Origin of the sequence: Flagellimonas sp. S3867 (genome assembly GCF_014698935.1) — a bacterium.
In the GTDB taxonomy this organism is placed as follows: Bacteria; Bacteroidota; Bacteroidia; order Flavobacteriales; family Flavobacteriaceae; genus Flagellimonas.
Genome location: NZ_JACVMN010000001.1, coordinates 272,628 through 288,023, shown reverse-complemented (window position 1 = coordinate 288,023; position 15,396 = coordinate 272,628). Strand labels below are relative to the sequence as shown.

Below are 15,396 nucleotides of genomic sequence, written 5' to 3'. Positions count from 1 at the left end.
TTTCTTAACCTTCTCTATATCTTGATTTTCTACTTCATTATGACACAAAATAACTAATAGCTTAATGGGCACGTTAGATTGGATAGTTTTGGGCAGTGCGCTGCTCTTTATTGTAGGTTTCGGTGTATGGAAAACCCGTGGAAGTAAAAATGTTACCGATTATGTAATGGGTGGTAATGATGCCAAATGGTGGACTATTGGTCTATCCGTTATGGCAACCCAAGCCAGTGCCATTACCTTTTTATCTACTCCCGGACAAGCTTTTCATGATGGAATGGGCTTTGTACAATTCTATTTTGGATTGCCATTGGCCATGATTGTAATTTGCTTGGTTTTTATTCCCATTTATAGAAAACTCAAGGTTTTTACCGCATATGAAATGTTGGAAGGACGTTTCGATTTAAAAACCCGTAGCTTGACCGCTATTTTGTTCTTGATTCAGCGTGGCTTGGCAGCCGGAATCACCATTTTTGCTCCTTCTATTATTCTTTCTGCAGTTTTGGGGTGGGATTTACGCACCTTGAATATCATCATAGGTGTTTTGGTCATTATTTACACGGTTTCTGGCGGAACCAAAGCGGTAAGTGTGACCCAAAAGCAACAAATGTTCATCATTATGGTGGGTATGTTCTTTGCCTTCTTTTTTATTCTGGGTTCGCTTCCAACTGGGGTTTCCTTTGGAGAAGCACTCAAAATAGCTGGCGCCAATAATAAACTACAAATTTTGGATTTCAGCTTTGACACCAATAACCGATATACATTTTGGAGCGGAATCACAGGTGGGTTCTTTTTAGCCTTGGCATATTTTGGTACAGACCAAAGTCAGGTGCAGCGTTATTTATCCGGGAAATCGGTTCGGGAGAGTCAACTGGGGCTGATTTTTAACGGGATTTTCAAGATTCCGATGCAATTTTTTATTCTGCTGGTGGGTACAATGGTATTCGTTTTCTATCAATACAACCCCTCCCCTCTCAACTTCAATCCAGCCGCCACTCAAGCTGTGATGGAATCTAAATATGTTGAGGACTACAAATTGCTGGAACAAGGTCATTTGGAACTGGAACAAGAAAAGAAAATGGCGCAAAACTCGTTCTCTTCTGCTCTTGCTTTAAAAGAATACAATGCTATTCAACAGGCCAAACAGGATATCATCAAAATCAATGAGAAAGAAAAAGCAAACAGGGATACAGCTAAAACTTTAATATCCCAGGCCGATAATTCAGTAGAGACCAATGACAAAGACTATGTCTTTATCCATTTTATCCTGACCAATTTACCAACAGGACTTATTGGTCTGCTTTTAGCTGTTATTCTTTCGGCGGCCATGTCTTCCACGGCTTCAGAGTTAAATGCGCTGGGAACCATCACAGCACTGGATTTATACAAGAGAAACCAGAAAAAGGAAAAAGATGAGAAACATTATGTACTGGCTACAAAAGGTTTCACTTTGCTTTGGGGCATTATTGCAATAATTATTGCCTGCGTGGCCAATCTCTTTGATAACCTAATTCAATTGGTGAACATAATCGGTTCCATTTTCTATGGTAATGTCCTAGGGATTTTCTTGTTGGCCTTCTTCTTTAAGTTTGTAAAGGGTAACGCTGTGTTTATAGCCGCTCTTGTAACTCAAGTAATCGTGATAATCGGATGGTATATGGATTGGATGTCCTATTTATGGTTGAATGCCTTCGGATGTCTATTGGTGATTTTCCTTGCCATGCTCATAGAAAGCTTTGATAGTTTTCTAAGGAAACCTCCATTAAAAGCATAAAAAAAGCCCACATAAAGTGGGCTCATATAATTTTTATGGTAAGCTAAGCTTAGAGTGCTCCCCATTCTTTTAAGGAATCCTTGTTTAATTTAACATAATCAGCATTACCGGCCTTTTCGGCAACCTCCATTGATTGTTTTGCGGCTTCAATAGCTCCTTTTTTGTCACCAAGTTTAGCCAAAATCAAAGATTGTCTTCTCATTACCCAATAAGCATCAGGTCTCATTTCAACAGCTTTGCCAATCCACTCCTTGGCTTTGTCCAAATCTTTACCTTCTTCATAGTAATAAGAGGCAGAGGCATAGTAATCACCGGCGCTAGGTCCAGCCATAACAGTTTCGATGCTCTTTTGAGCTTTGGTCAATGTGGGAACTTCAAATTTTACACCTACATATGCCTTTTCCCACATCATTCCAAGGGAAGCACCATTGTTGTGAAGATCATCAATAGTTATGGTAAAAGTCTCAATATCTACAGGTAATGGATATACCTCAACTGTGGTTTTAGCTGCCACTTTACTATCGTCCCATTCTCCGGGTGTTCCCCAGTTGTTGGTATCAGCGTAGAAAATCACCTCCCAAGAAGATTGTCCTGGTTTTGTGAATACCGCATAAGAACCAGCTTTAACTGCCTGTCCGTCAATAGTCACATCGTCACTAAATGTAATTGTAGAGTTTTTGTTGGCGCCGGTTCTCCACAATTTATCATAAGGAACCAAATCGCCGAAAATTGCTCTTCCTCTCATGGAAGGTCTGGAATATTCAACCTCCACCTCGGTAAGTCCAACTGTTTGTTTCAGTTTAGAAGAAGGGCTAGGTTGAGGCGTTTCCAACTGTGCTTCAACAGATACCGCAAGTATAGCAGCAAACGCAAATAATGCTAGTTTTTTCATTTGTAAGAATTTTAGATTTGTTAGTGAAACAAAGCTAAATATAAAGGTAGGGTTGACTTGTTAACAAACACTTAAAAGAACAATTCAAAATGAAGTTCAGAAACACCAAATTAATAGGTTAATTAAATGAAATTAAATTTTGTTTAATATATTAAACAAAGTATTAAACAGAATGATTATTTTTATACCAATGCATCAGTGTTTTGAAACAACAAATTTCAGTTTTTTGGTTTAGGCGAGATCTTCGGTTGGATGACAATGTTGGGTTTTATCATGCCTTGCAAAGTGGTTCTCAGGTGCTTCCAATTTTTATTTTTGATACTGAAATTCTTGACAAACTTCCGACCAACGACGCCAAGGTGTCTTTCTTTCATGGGCAACTTCAAAAAATGAACCGTGAATTGCAGTCTCATTTTCAAAGCGGTATTGCAATGTATTTGGGCGATCCTATTTCAGTTTTTACGCAATTGCTACGCCGATATAGAATAAGTTCAGTTTTTACCAATCACGATTATGAACCTTATTCCATTAAGCGTGATGCGGAAATTAAACAACTTCTAGTTGAAGCTAACATCGTATTTCATTCTTTTAAGGATCAAGTGATTTTTGAAAAAAATGAAGTCGTCAAGGATGACGGTAATCCATATTTGGTGTACACTCCTTATAAAAAAAAGTGGAAGGCTAAATTCAATCCACAAAATGATTTGAGGGATTTCGATACATATTCCAACTTCGAAAATCTATATAAATCTAATGACATTCCATATCTGAGTCTAACCGATATTGGATTCAGACCTTCCTCTATTCTCGTTTCTGATTATAGCGTACAATCCAATTTAATCGAAAACTATGAGGAGACTCGAAACTTTCCGGCAAAAGAATCAGGTACATCATTATTAGGTCCACATCTTCGGTTTGGTACAGTTTCTATAAGAAAAATTGTAAAGAAAGCTATTGCGGAAAAGAATGAGGTTTTTTGGAACGAGTTAATCTGGAGGGAGTTTTTTATGCAGATTCTGTGGCATTTCCCACATACCATCAACAAATCCTTTAAACCAAAATACGACCGTATTGTTTGGCGAAACAATCAAAAAGAATTTGAACTTTGGAAAGCAGGAAAAACAGGCTATCCTTTTGTAGATGCAGGAATTCGGGAACTTAATGCCACCGGGTATATGCACAATCGAGTGCGAATGATTGTTTCAAGCTTTCTTTGCAAACACCTTCTTATAGATTGGCGATGGGGTGAAGCCTATTTTGCAGAAAAACTATTGGATTTTGACTTGGCCAGCAACGTGGGTAACTGGCAATGGGCTGCAGGGTGCGGTGTTGATGCAGCACCCTATTTTCGCATTTTCAATCCCACGACCCAAATGGATAAATTCGATGCGCAAAAAGCATATATTCATAAATGGGTCCCTGAACTTCAAGAGCTTACCTATTCGGCGCCTATCGTGGACCATAAAATAGCCCGTGAGCGCTGCCTAAAAGTTTACAAAGAAGCGGTGGGTTGATGCTTTTTCAGTATTTTTAATACCCGGTTTTGTTTTTAAGGCAGTTTCTAGAAGTAATGCAGTTCGAGCCAAAAAAAATACTTACCTCCTCAATACGGACTAATTCAAATTATATAAAATGAAGCGATTTACCATCCTAGTACTGTTATGTCTGGTTTCACTCAATCTGACAGCGCAAAAACTAAGTTCAAACAAAAAAGCGATTATTGCCTCCGTTGAGGCCCACAAAGAAAATCTGATTCAAATTAGCGATTCCATTTGGGCATTGGCAGAAACAGCTTTCAACGAGTCTAAATCTGCTGAAGTGTTGGCCGATTATGCAGAAAAAAATGGGTTAAAGGTAACCCGTGGAGTAGCCGACATTCCCACGGCATTTACCGCAACCTATGGTACGGGAAAGCCTGTAATCAGTGTTTTGGGAGAATTTGATGCCCTTCCAGGTCTTTCCCAGAAAACCGAACCTACAAAAAATCCTAGGATTGATGGAGCCCCGGGACATGGATGTGGACATAATATGTTCGGAGCAGCAAGTTTAGGAGCTGCGATAGCCATTAAAGAACAAATTGAAGCTGGAAAGCTTAAAGGAACAGTAAAGTTTCTGGGTACACCGGCTGAAGAAAAATATTTTGCCAAAGTCTGGATGGTAGAAGCTGGACTGTGGGATGATGTAGATGTAAATGTGAGCTGGCATCCCGGCGCCAATATCGAAGCAGATGTGCAAAGTGGCCTTTCCCTGATTGATTTTATTGTCGAGTTCTATGGACAGGCAGCTCATGCCTCGGCTGACCCATGGAATGGACGTAGTGCTTCAGATGCGCTGGAAATATATACTACAGGAATCAACTATTATAGAGAACACATTAGACCAACTTCACGCATCCATTACCACATACAAGATGGTGGCAAAGTGGTCAATGTGGTTCCGGATTATTCCAAAATATGGGTTCGGGTACGCGACCCAAAAAGAAAAATAATGCTTCCTACCTATGAGCGCGTTAAAAAAATGGCGGAAGGGGCCGCAATCATGGCCAATGTGGACTATAAAATTTCGTTGGTATCAGGAATTTATGAAGTATTGGTAAACCGGTCCGGAGGCGAAATCATGCAGAAAAATTTGGAGCTTTTAGGCCCAATTAGCTATACGGAAGAGGAAACCGCTTTCGGCAAAGCCATCCAAAAAGCTACCGGAAAACCGGAAGTAGGTATGGATAGTAAAATTGAATCTTTACGGGAAACAGAAAAGAACCCTGGAGGAGGTTCGACCGACGTGGGCGATGTCAGTTGGAACGTACCAAACATCAACTTAAGTGTTACCGTGGCTCCAAAGGATACACCATGGCATTCATGGGCCGTAGTAGCTTGCGGGGGAATGAGCATTGGACACAAGGGAATGGTATATGCCTCCAAGGCAATGGCCATGACCATGGCTGACCTTTTTGAAAACCCAAAGTTAGTTACCAAGGTTAAGGAAGAGTTTGAATCCAGAAAGGGAAGTGAAAAATATGAAGCTATGATAGACGGTCCTCCACCGCTTGGTAATAACTAGACTGTTGTAATTTCAAGTAAACAAACGGACAAAACCAAATCTTTAAATAACAGTTTTATAATGATAAAAAAGTTAATGTTGCTTTTGACCTTGGGTATATTTATTCAAGGTCAAGGACAAGAATCCTTGTCTGTTTTTGAGAATTTAATCGGTAAAAGTTGGTACGCCGAAGGAGCATGGGGCAATGGCACAAAATTCAAGCAAGAGATAGTATTTGAATATGATTTGGGCGGGACATTGGTTATTTCCAATGCCAAAGGGTTCACCAATCAGGAGCAAACTACTTATGGTGCAAGAAACCATGGCATTCGAAAATTTCATAAGGAATCCAATACTATTGAATTTTGGGAGTTCGATGTTTTCGGCGGAGTCACCAAAGGTACGGTCAAGGCTGACGGAAAGGATATCATCTATACCTACGCCTATGGAGAATCCGTAGTAACCGATTATTGGGAATATGTTGACGATCAAACTTATAATTTTACTGTAGGCAGTTATGAAAATGGACAATGGAAGCAGGTGTACCTAAAAACCCAATTCAAAGCAGAAAATGAATCACGTTCCAATTTTGTCTTTGATCATCAATCGTTAGTGGTGACCAATTTGATGAAAACCGGGGATTTCTACAAAGAAGTTTTTGGATTTGAGGAAATTCCACATCCTGAGAATAAGCCTGGTTTCCGATGGTTCAATATGTACGGGAACTCACAGCTGCATTTGATAAAAAAAGATTTTGCAGCTTTCGAAAAAAACAAGAGTATGCATTTATGCTTGGCGGTCAAAGATTTGGAACGTTTTATAGAAAGATTGGTTTCTAAAAACATCGATTTCTACGATTGGCCCGGTAATAAAAGTGCCGTTACCGACCGTGCTGATGGCGTGAAACAAATCTACATTCAAGATCCAGAAGGTTACTGGATTGAAGTGAACACTGCAAAACATTAATTATGAATGATCCCGTACTTCAAACGTTCCAACTGGGTTTCCCCTGGCAGACCCAAGACCCCTTTTTGTTCTGTGTTTATCACCTAGATCACTATCCAAAAGGAAATGACGAATTAGGACCTGATCCTTCATTGTTAAAGGGAAGGAATATTGGGAATGATTTCACCATAAAAGATGGTTGGCGAATGTATCATGGACAGACCATACCTGGTTTTCCATACCATCCGCACCGTGGATTTGAAACCATTACCATTGTCAATAAAGGGTATTGTGATCATTCCGATTCCTTGGGAGCCGCTGGCAGGTTTGGAGAAGGTGATGTGCAATGGATGACGGCAGGTCGCGGAGTGCAGCATTCTGAAATGTTCCCACTGCTCAATACGGACAAGGATAATCCGTTGGAGTTGTTTCAAATTTGGTTGAATCTACCCAAAGCGGACAAGTTTGTGGAACCTCATTTTAAAATGTTGTGGCATGAAGATATTCCTGTAATTGATGAGGAAAATGCTCAAATCAAGGTGATAGCTGGGAATTACAGAGGTCATCAAGCCAATGATCCCGCGCCAAATTCATGGGCGGCAAAAACCGAAAATGAAGTTGCAATTTGGAACATCCATATCGAGGCCAATAGCCAATACACCTTGCCCAAATCCAATACATTGGTTACCCGAACGCTTTACTTTTATGAAGGTGATGAAATCGGAATTGGAGAACGAAACATAAATCCAAACTACGGAATCGCCTTGGATCCATCTCAAGACACCACCATTAAAACAGGAAACCAAAAAGCCCACCTATTGCTTTTACAAGGTAAACCTATAGATGAACCTGTGGCCAAATATGGCCCTTTTGTAATGAATACCCAAGAGGAAATTCAAAAGGCCATGGAAGAATACCAATTAACCCAATTTGGGGGTTGGCCCTGGCCTTACCCTGATAATGTGCATGACAAGGATAAAGGGCGTTTTGCCCTATATCCGGATGGCCATCGTATTGAAAAATAGTGATTGCTGATGAATTTGTCCAAAGCTTTAGGCTACCCCAACAACACAAAACTTCTTATTATTCATGCGGATGATGCTGGTTTATCACATTCGGAAAATCGGGCCACATTTCAATCGCTTAACAAAGGAATAGTCAATTCTTACAGTATTATGGTGCCTTGTCCCTGGTTTTATGAAGCGGCTCAGTTTGCAATAAACAACCCTACATATGACATTGGTATTCACTTGACCTTAACCTGCGAGTGGGAAAACTATAAATTCGGACCAGTTTTGCCAAAATCTAAAGTTCCAAGCTTAATGGATCAAAACGGTTATTTTTTTAAAAATAGAGATGAGGTCAGAAACAATGCCGATCCAGACGAAGTAAGAAAAGAACTTATGGCCCAAATAGAAAAAGTATTAAGCCTTGGTTTGGCACCAACTCATTTGGACTCCCATATGTATAGTGTAGGGTCTAAACCTGAGTTTTTGCAAATATACAAGGAGCTTGGTGAAAAATATGACCTGCCCATACTCTTAAATCGGCAACTAATGGAAATGGCCGGGTTAGATGCAGATAAGAATATAACACAAAATGACTTGCTTGTAAACAAAGTACACATTGGTAAATTTGAGTATTTTGAAAGTGGTGAACTTCACTCGTATTACAGCAATATCTTTGATGAATTGGTTGAGGGCCTCAATATCATTTTAATCCATCCGGCATTTGATGATGAGGAAATGAAAGGAATCACCATAAATCACCCAAACTTTGGTTCAGAATGGCGGCAAATCGATTTGGATGCATTCACAAGTGATCAGCTAAAATCCCGACTTAAAAAGAGCAATGCTAAGCTGATTACCTGGAAAGATGTTGGAAGGGTCATGTCCAACCTTCAATAATCTTTTTTTTGATGAATTGGTTTACTCCCCATTGGTCTGCCAATAGCTGTTCTGTTTTGGGGTGCTTTAACGCATAGGGCTCGGGGCCATATTCTGGAGTAATAGTGATATAATCGCGTCCTTCCTGTTCCGCATTGGAGAGCATTTGTTTCCACCATTTTTTGAATTGCCCCAACTCAGTAGCGTAGCCATCACTTCTTGGGTCAATAACTTGTGCACTCTGGCTCGACCCCACTCTTGCATGGACATGATGTGTATGCTTAATGGCCAGATTAACGGCATCCTGTTGGTTTTCGAGCAACGTTTCAGCCACACAGCACCAATGCGAAAGGTCCGATGTCAATTTCAACCAAGAAAATTCTTTTAAAAAGGTATGACAAACATGGGCTGCAAAGGAAAATCGAGAACGATGGGTTTCATGGGTAATAACAATATCGGCTTCCTTTTCAATGGTAAATGCCATCTCGAGCAATTCGGCATTTTGTTCAAAAGTGAAAAAATCCTTACCTGTGTGGGAATTTATTAGAAGTGGTTTACCTTCAACCAAGTTATAGAGATGCTTTTTGTATTGTTCTTTATGTTTTTCAAAATTGACTTCAGTGGTTTCCCAATGCTGTCCAACAAAGTCCAGTTCAAAATCCTTTAGGATAGCAAGTATCTCTTGTTTCTTTGTGCTTAAGGGCAAATCAATTTCGACACCGTCATAACCGTTCTCCTTAACTTTTTGCAGAAATTGTGGCCATGGAATATCAGCGCTGCCCCAACGTGGATAAATAAATTTGAGCTCCATATAATTTGTTTCTCACAATTCTTTCGCCTGAGTGATTTAAACCCTGTTTTCTTAAAACCATTTTCACAATGGTCAATGAATTAGAGTTTGGCTCTTTCCAATATTAGCCACCACACTTAAGAAATATACAGGAATTTCACCGAAAGCCTACAGGGTTTCATTGGATAAAACTGATTTTAAAAAGTACTAAACACGAACAATATTTGCGCCAATGGCCCTCAACCGTTCATCAATATTCTCGTAACCTCTGTCAATCTGCTCAATATTATTGATGGTGGATGTTCCTTTGGCGGACAAAGCGGCAATAAGTAAGGATACTCCTGCGCGAATATCCGGAGAAACCATGGTGGTCGCTTTAAGTGCTGATTTAAAATCATGTCCTATAACCGTAGCACGGTGTGGGTCGCATAGTATGATCTTGGCTCCCATATCAATCAACTTATCTACAAAAAAGAGTCTACTTTCAAACATTTTCTGGTGAATGACTACCTCTCCTTTTGCTTGGATGGAAACTACCAACAGAATACTTAATAAATCAGGAGTCAATCCTGGCCATGGTGCATCGGCAATGGTTAATATGGAACCATCGATATAGTTTTGAATCTCATACCCATTTTCATGCCTGGGAATATAGATATCTTCGTCCTTTCGTTCCAGTTTTATACCTAATTTTTGAAAGGCATTGGGAATTTGGCCCAAATCATCCCAGCTAACATTTTTAATGGTAAGCTCACTTTTGGTCATGGCGGCCAAACCAATCCAGCTGCCAATTTCAATCATGTCGGGCAACATAGTATGCTCTGTTCCTCCCAAAGATTCCACTCCTTCAATGGTCAATAAATTAGAGCCAATACCCGAAATCTTTGCGCCCATTCTGTTCAACATCTTGCATAATTGTTGCAAATAAGGTTCGCAAGCTGCATTGTATATGGTGGTAGTGCCTTCGGCCAATACCGCAGCCATAACAATGTTGGCCGTTCCGGTAACGGAAGCTTCGTCCAACAACATATAGGTGCCTTGGAGTTTTTTAGCCTCTACCCCATAAAAATATTCTTCCTTATTATATCGGAACTTTGCTCCCAACTTAATAAATCCTTCAAAGTGGGTGTCTAAGCGTCTTCTTCCAATTTTATCGCCTCCTGGTTTAGGAATGTATCCTTTGCCAAATCTGGCCAACAACGGACCCACCAACATAATGGACCCTCGAAGCCCACGTCCATCTTGTTTGAATTGGTCGGATTGTAAATACTCCAGATTAATATCGTCCGCCTTAAATGTATAAGACCCCTTTCCTTTTTTCTGGATTTTCACACCTAAATCTTCGAGCAGGGCAATTAGCTTGTTGACATCGATGATATCCGGTATGTTATTAATTGTAATTTTCTCTGGTGACAGCAAAACGGCACAAAGAATCTGAAGTGCCTCGTTCTTTGCTCCTTGAGGAGTAATTTCACCGTGTAGCTGGTGGCCTCCCTCTATTCGAAATGTTCCCATGAATTCCTTCGGAAATTAATATCTTTTTTTACCCTTGTAGTTTCGTTGCCCTTTTTTGTTATTACTACCATTTCTATTGGATTTGGCCAAACGATTTTTAAGAAATTGTCCGCTATCAGTCAAATTCTCCCCTTTTGGCGCCAAATCAATCTGTCCATCACTCAACTCTTTTAAGTGGGCAAAAATTGCAGTATCCTCAACAGTATCCTTGTTCCAATTCAGGTAACATTTTTTCATATGGTTCGCAATGGCATATTCCAAACCTGAGCGCATATCACCCTGTTCCCATTTTATGGCCACATCTATCATTCTTTTGATGTTGTTCCCATAAAACCTGTACTTCGGATGGTTTTGCGGATACTCCAATGGTTCTGGACGTTGTTGCAACACCTCTTTAGATGTAATGGGAAATGGTGAATCTACGTCCAATTTAAAATCAGACATAATAAATAATTGATCCCATAATTTATGCTGGAAATCGGGTACATCACGTAAATGGGGTTGTAGATTTCCCATCACACTAATAATGGACTTAGCCACCTTGTTCCGTTCTTCCCTATCAGCTATCGATACCGCATGATCGACCATTTTTTGAAAATGACGTCCATATTCGGGAATGTGGAGTTTAGGACGCTCCGTATTGTATTCTATGTTTTCTACTAAATTCAAACTAAAGTGTTTAATGAAATTAAATTACCGGGAAGTCTATCCGATAACGCCTGCAAATTAAGAAAATTATGCCAATCGACCGCTCTATAAGGAAATTACTCCCTCAACTGTAGATACTTCCTTGTACTTGGCTATCACCTCATCGGGGTTTTTTAGGTGTACGGTGATTGAAATGCTGGTATAGGTTCCCTTTTTTGACTTTTTAGATTCAATAACAGCTCCGGTATTGTCAAAAATATTATTTATTTGACCTATCCGTTTTTCATCCGTAGGAACGATAAACTTGTATAAGTAATTAGATGGCCAAGTTGTGTTTTCCAGCAACTGCTCCTTGAGTCTTGCATAAAATTCATCAGATTTCTCCTTCTCCATTTCGCTATTTTGTACAAATATATGGGTTAGTTCACAATTTTTTTTCCTTCCCCCTATTTCATTACTTTGTGGCGTAAAATATTTGTGTTTGAATAATTTCAAAGTTGTTATCACTGGAGCTCCCGGAACTGGAAAAACCTCAATAGTAAACGGATTGGAGGACAAAGGACTCCTCTGTTTTCATGAGATTATACGGGATATGACTTCCCAAGCGAAAAAAGAAGGTAATCCTGAAACCATGGTTTCCAACCCTTTGGTTTTTGTAGATGATGCATTACAGTTTAACAAGGACCTCTTATATGGGCGGGCAGCCCACTTTAAGAAATCAATAAGTTCAAAAGCTCCGATTAACATTTTTGATCGTGGAATTCCTGATGTTCTGGCGTATATGGATTTCTTTGATCAAGCATATGATCTGGAGTTCACATCGGTATGTGAAGCCCATAAATACGATGCAATATTCATTGCCCCACCATGGGAAGAGATTTATATTTCTGATAACGAACGCTTAGAGACTTTCGACGAAGCTCAGAAAATTCATAATGCTTTGATGCATACCTACACCCAGTTCGGATATGACCCCATAATCATTCCAAAAAAACCTGTTCATGAAAGGGTGTCCTTTGTTTTAGAAACACTTAACCAGATGTAGTGCAACAATCGATTAAAAGTATTTTAACGGAGTATTGGGGCTATCCTGATTTCAGAGGTTCTCAAGAACAGATTATCACCAGTGTTCTTGAAGGCAAAGATATATTGGCCCTAATGCCAACAGGTGGTGGTAAGTCTTTGTGCTATCAAGTACCGGCCTTGGTCAACGAAGGTATCTGCATAGTTGTTTCTCCATTGGTGGCCTTGATACAAGATCAGGTGGGTCAGCTAAAATCACGTGGGGTCAAAGCTGTTTCGTTGGTTGGAGGTATTTCTTTTGAAGAACTCACCAATTTGTTGGACAACTGTATTTATGGCAATTATAAATTCCTGTATCTATCTCCAGAGCGATTGCAACAGACCATGGTACAGGAAAGAATACGCGAGATGAATGTAAATCTCATCGCCATTGATGAAGCACATTGTATTTCGCAGTGGGGCAATGACTTTAGACCGGCTTATTTGGACTGTTCCATATTAAGGGAATTGGCTCCAAATGCGCCAACAATAGCCCTTACTGCCACAGCTACGCCAAAGGTGATGCAAGACATTCTTGAGAACCTTGAACTAAATGACCCGCAGGTTTACAAAGATTCTTTTTTACGACGTAATATTACCTTCAAGGTAAAACACACAGAAGACAAGCTATACCACTTAAAAAGTGTTATCGAAAGTGTTTCGGGAAGTGCTATTGTCTATGTTAGGTCACGTAGAATGACCGTTACCTTGGCGGATTATTTGAACAAAAATGGATTTAACGCTTCTTTTTTTCATGGTGGCATTTCGAAAACGGACAAAGAAGAACGATTGAATTCTTGGTTAACAGAAAAGGTAAGCACAATGGTGGCCACCAATGCTTTTGGCATGGGAGTGGACAAGGCAAATGTACGTTTGGTGGTACATTATCAAATTCCTGAAAGTGTTGAAAGTTATTTCCAAGAAGCAGGAAGGGCTGGTCGGGATGATAAGCCAGCAAGTGCTATTTTGCTCACCTCACCTGAAGATAAAGATCGGGCCAAACAACAATTTCTAGCTCATCTTCCCAATGTTGCTTTTGTGAAAAAGCTATATCTACAACTTAACAATTACTTTCAAATTCCTTATGGGGAATTGGTTCAAGAAACACAGGAGTTCGAATTCAATACATTTAGTAAACGATACGAACTTAATCCCAATATGGCCTACCACGGGTTGCGAGTTCTAGATCAAAATTCAGTCGTAGCCCTTTCAGAAAATTATAATGAAAAGACAACATTACGATTTGTCTCATCTAAAAATGAAATTTTCAGTTATCTGGAAAAGCACCCCAAATCTGCTCCCATCATCCAGACTATTTTGCGCACCTACGGAGGAATTACGGAATTCGATACCAAAATCAATCTGCTGTTGCTCTCAAAGAAAACATCGGCTTCCGAAAAACATATTAAAACCATATTGCAACAGCTGCACGATGATGGCATAGCCGATTATAAAAATGTCTCAAGTGATATTGAGCTTACATTTTTGGTTCCAAGGGAGGACGACCGAACAATTAACCGTTTTGCCAAACGTATCAAAGACCTAAATGAAATTAAAAAAGGCAATTTATTGGCTATGTTGGCGTATGTAGAAAACACAAACAGATGCCGTAGCTCCTATTTATTAAATTATTTTGGCGAAAACACCAAGGATAAATGTGGGGTATGCGATATTTGCAGAACCTCAGGTCATTTGACCGATGAATTAAGGAATGTAGTTTTAAATCTAATAAAAGATAGGCCACATACTTCACGACAACTTGTTAAACTCACGCAGCTGGATGAAGCTCTGGTTCTCGAAGTTTTGCAGGAATTAATGGAGGACGAATTGATACAATTGAATCATAAAAATGAGTATACCAACACATAACAAACCATTGCGAATTGTATTTATGGGCACTCCTGATTTCGCAGTTGGAAGTCTAAAAGGCATTTTGCACGACGGATTCAATGTTGTTGGGGTCATTACCGCGCCGGACAGGCCTGCAGGCAGGGGAAGAAAAATTCAGAAATCAGCAGTAAAAAAGTACGCAGAGGAGCAACAGTTAAAAATTTTACAGCCAACAAACTTAAAGGATGAGGAATTTTTAACCGAATTGCGCAATTTAAATGCAAATTTAAACGTGGTGGTAGCATTCCGTATGCTTCCAAAGGCAGTTTGGCAAATGCCAGAATATGGCACCTTTAACCTTCATGCTTCGTTGCTTCCACAATATCGTGGAGCCGCACCAATAAATTGGGCCATAATAAATGGGGAGACAGAAACTGGAGTTACCACATTCTTTATAGATGATAAAATCGACACCGGAAACATCATTCTTCAGCAAAAGGAAAAAATCTTGCCAGAAGATAATGCCGGAGCATTACATGATAGATTAATGGAGATCGGTGCTCAATTAGTGGTAAAAACTTGCCATCAAATAGCGACGGGAAAAATTGAAAGCACAATCCAGACAGCATCCGAAGACTTAAAATCTGCCCATAAAATCCATAAAGAAACCTGTAAAATAGATTGGAATACTTCTTTGGAGCAAATCCATAATCATATAAGAGGATTAAGTCCATATCCGGCTGCATGGACCTATTTAGTAAATGATGGGAAGGAAGAAAGCATTAAAATTTATAAGGCAGCAATGGAAAATGCCCGACATTACTATTCCGTTGGAAAGCTGTTTTGGAACAAAAAAGAAATGAAAGTGGCTGTCAACGGAGGTTATCTTCATCTTTTGGAGGTTCAATTTCCTGGGAAACGGAAAATGGATATCAAGCAGATTTTGAACGGGTTAAAACTCGATAAATCTGCCCATCTTCGCTAAACCCCTACCAATACTAGGCTAACAAATGACACC

Annotated in this window: 14 protein-coding genes; 9 read left to right on the top strand and 5 right to left on the bottom strand. The window is 39.7% G+C overall.

The genetic code is table 11. From position 1 onward, the window contains the following. The first annotated feature begins 64 nt into the window (after positions 1-64). Positions 65-1,771, top strand: a complete 1,707-nt coding sequence (locus IAG46_RS01290) for a sodium:solute symporter (protein WP_190808512.1) — start codon at positions 65-67, stop codon at positions 1,769-1,771. A gap of 49 nt (positions 1,772-1,820) precedes the next feature. Here IAG46_RS01290 and IAG46_RS01285 read toward each other — a convergent pair whose 3' ends face one another. Further along, a complete protein-coding gene (locus tag IAG46_RS01285) occupies positions 1,821-2,663 on the bottom strand; it encodes a DUF2911 domain-containing protein (protein WP_190808511.1) in 843 nt (280 codons plus the stop codon). A gap of 203 nt (positions 2,664-2,866) precedes the next feature. Between IAG46_RS01285 and IAG46_RS01280 the strand changes: the two genes are divergently transcribed. The 5 genes from IAG46_RS01280 to IAG46_RS01260 all read left to right on the top strand — a co-directional run bounded on the left by IAG46_RS01280 (position 2,867) and on the right by IAG46_RS01260 (position 8,554). Then, entirely contained in the window at positions 2,867-4,177 is a 1,311-nt protein-coding gene (locus IAG46_RS01280; protein WP_190808510.1) for a deoxyribodipyrimidine photo-lyase, read from the top strand. Between the two features lie 118 nt (positions 4,178-4,295). Further along, complete coding sequence (locus IAG46_RS01275; RefSeq protein WP_190808509.1) at positions 4,296-5,723, top strand: amidohydrolase; 1,428 nt, start codon at positions 4,296-4,298, stop codon at positions 5,721-5,723. Positions 5,724-5,783: 60 nt separating this feature from the next. After that, positions 5,784-6,668, top strand: coding sequence for a VOC family protein (locus tag IAG46_RS01270; protein WP_223826539.1), 885 nt, complete (start codon positions 5,784-5,786; stop codon positions 6,666-6,668). Positions 6,669-6,670: 2 nt separating this feature from the next. After that, a complete protein-coding gene (locus tag IAG46_RS01265; protein ID WP_190808508.1) occupies positions 6,671-7,672 on the top strand; it encodes a pirin family protein in 1,002 nt (333 codons plus the stop codon). Positions 7,673-7,681: 9 nt separating this feature from the next. Next, complete coding sequence (locus IAG46_RS01260) at positions 7,682-8,554, top strand: polysaccharide deacetylase family protein (RefSeq protein WP_190808507.1); 873 nt, start codon at positions 7,682-7,684, stop codon at positions 8,552-8,554. Here IAG46_RS01260 and IAG46_RS01255 read toward each other — a convergent pair. From IAG46_RS01255 to IAG46_RS01240, 4 genes are all read right to left on the bottom strand, one after another. Continuing rightward, positions 8,535-9,344, bottom strand: a complete 810-nt coding sequence (locus IAG46_RS01255; protein ID WP_190808506.1) for a sugar phosphate isomerase/epimerase — start codon at positions 9,342-9,344, stop codon at positions 8,535-8,537. The genes IAG46_RS01260 and IAG46_RS01255 overlap by 20 nt on opposite strands. Before the next feature lie 186 nt (positions 9,345-9,530). Beyond that, positions 9,531-10,838: a UDP-N-acetylglucosamine 1-carboxyvinyltransferase gene (gene murA, locus IAG46_RS01250; protein WP_190808505.1), complete on the bottom strand. Its 1,308-nt coding sequence runs from the start codon at positions 10,836-10,838 to the stop codon at positions 9,531-9,533. Between the two features lie 15 nt (positions 10,839-10,853). Further along, positions 10,854-11,507 carry a DUF4290 domain-containing protein gene (locus IAG46_RS01245; RefSeq protein WP_190808504.1) on the bottom strand — a complete coding sequence of 218 codons (654 nt, stop codon included), beginning with the start codon at positions 11,505-11,507 and terminating at the stop codon, positions 10,854-10,856. Positions 11,508-11,591: 84 nt separating this feature from the next. After that, a complete protein-coding gene (locus tag IAG46_RS01240; protein ID WP_190808503.1) occupies positions 11,592-11,879 on the bottom strand; it encodes a DUF493 family protein in 288 nt (95 codons plus the stop codon). 88 nt (positions 11,880-11,967) lie between these two features. Between IAG46_RS01240 and IAG46_RS01235 the strand changes: the two genes are divergently transcribed. From IAG46_RS01235 to fmt, 3 genes are read left to right on the top strand one after another with little or no spacing between them, the layout of a single operon-like run. Beyond that, entirely contained in the window at positions 11,968-12,531 is a 564-nt protein-coding gene (locus IAG46_RS01235; protein ID WP_190808502.1) for an AAA family ATPase, read from the top strand. Next, positions 12,531-14,417, top strand: coding sequence for an ATP-dependent DNA helicase RecQ (locus IAG46_RS01230; protein ID WP_190808501.1), 1,887 nt, complete (start codon positions 12,531-12,533; stop codon positions 14,415-14,417). Before IAG46_RS01235 ends, IAG46_RS01230 begins: the two co-directional genes overlap by 1 nt. Then, complete coding sequence (gene fmt, locus IAG46_RS01225; RefSeq protein WP_190808500.1) at positions 14,398-15,363, top strand: methionyl-tRNA formyltransferase; 966 nt, start codon at positions 14,398-14,400, stop codon at positions 15,361-15,363. The genes IAG46_RS01230 and fmt overlap by 20 nt, the downstream gene beginning before the upstream one ends. Positions 15,364-15,396: the final 33 nt, after the last annotated feature.

Excerpts from the sequence above, each read along its gene's own strand:
- IAG46_RS01290 (WP_190808512.1), top strand. The coding sequence starts at position 65 with ATGGGCACGTTAGATTGGATAGTTTTGGGCAGTGCGCTGCTCTTTATT.
- IAG46_RS01285 (WP_190808511.1), bottom strand. The coding sequence starts at position 2,663 with ATGAAAAAACTAGCATTATTTGCGTTTGCTGCTATACTTGCGGTATCT.
- IAG46_RS01275 (WP_190808509.1), top strand. The coding sequence starts at position 4,296 with ATGAAGCGATTTACCATCCTAGTACTGTTATGTCTGGTTTCACTCAAT.
- IAG46_RS01270 (WP_223826539.1), top strand. The coding sequence starts at position 5,784 with ATGATAAAAAAGTTAATGTTGCTTTTGACCTTGGGTATATTTATTCAA.
- IAG46_RS01265 (WP_190808508.1), top strand. The coding sequence starts at position 6,671 with ATGAATGATCCCGTACTTCAAACGTTCCAACTGGGTTTCCCCTGGCAG.
- IAG46_RS01260 (WP_190808507.1), top strand. The coding sequence starts at position 7,682 with ATGAATTTGTCCAAAGCTTTAGGCTACCCCAACAACACAAAACTTCTT.
- IAG46_RS01255 (WP_190808506.1), bottom strand. The coding sequence starts at position 9,344 with ATGGAGCTCAAATTTATTTATCCACGTTGGGGCAGCGCTGATATTCCA.
- murA (WP_190808505.1), bottom strand. The coding sequence starts at position 10,838 with ATGGGAACATTTCGAATAGAGGGAGGCCACCAGCTACACGGTGAAATT.
- IAG46_RS01240 (WP_190808503.1), bottom strand. The coding sequence starts at position 11,879 with ATGGAGAAGGAGAAATCTGATGAATTTTATGCAAGACTCAAGGAGCAG.
- fmt (WP_190808500.1), top strand. The coding sequence starts at position 14,398 with ATGAGTATACCAACACATAACAAACCATTGCGAATTGTATTTATGGGC.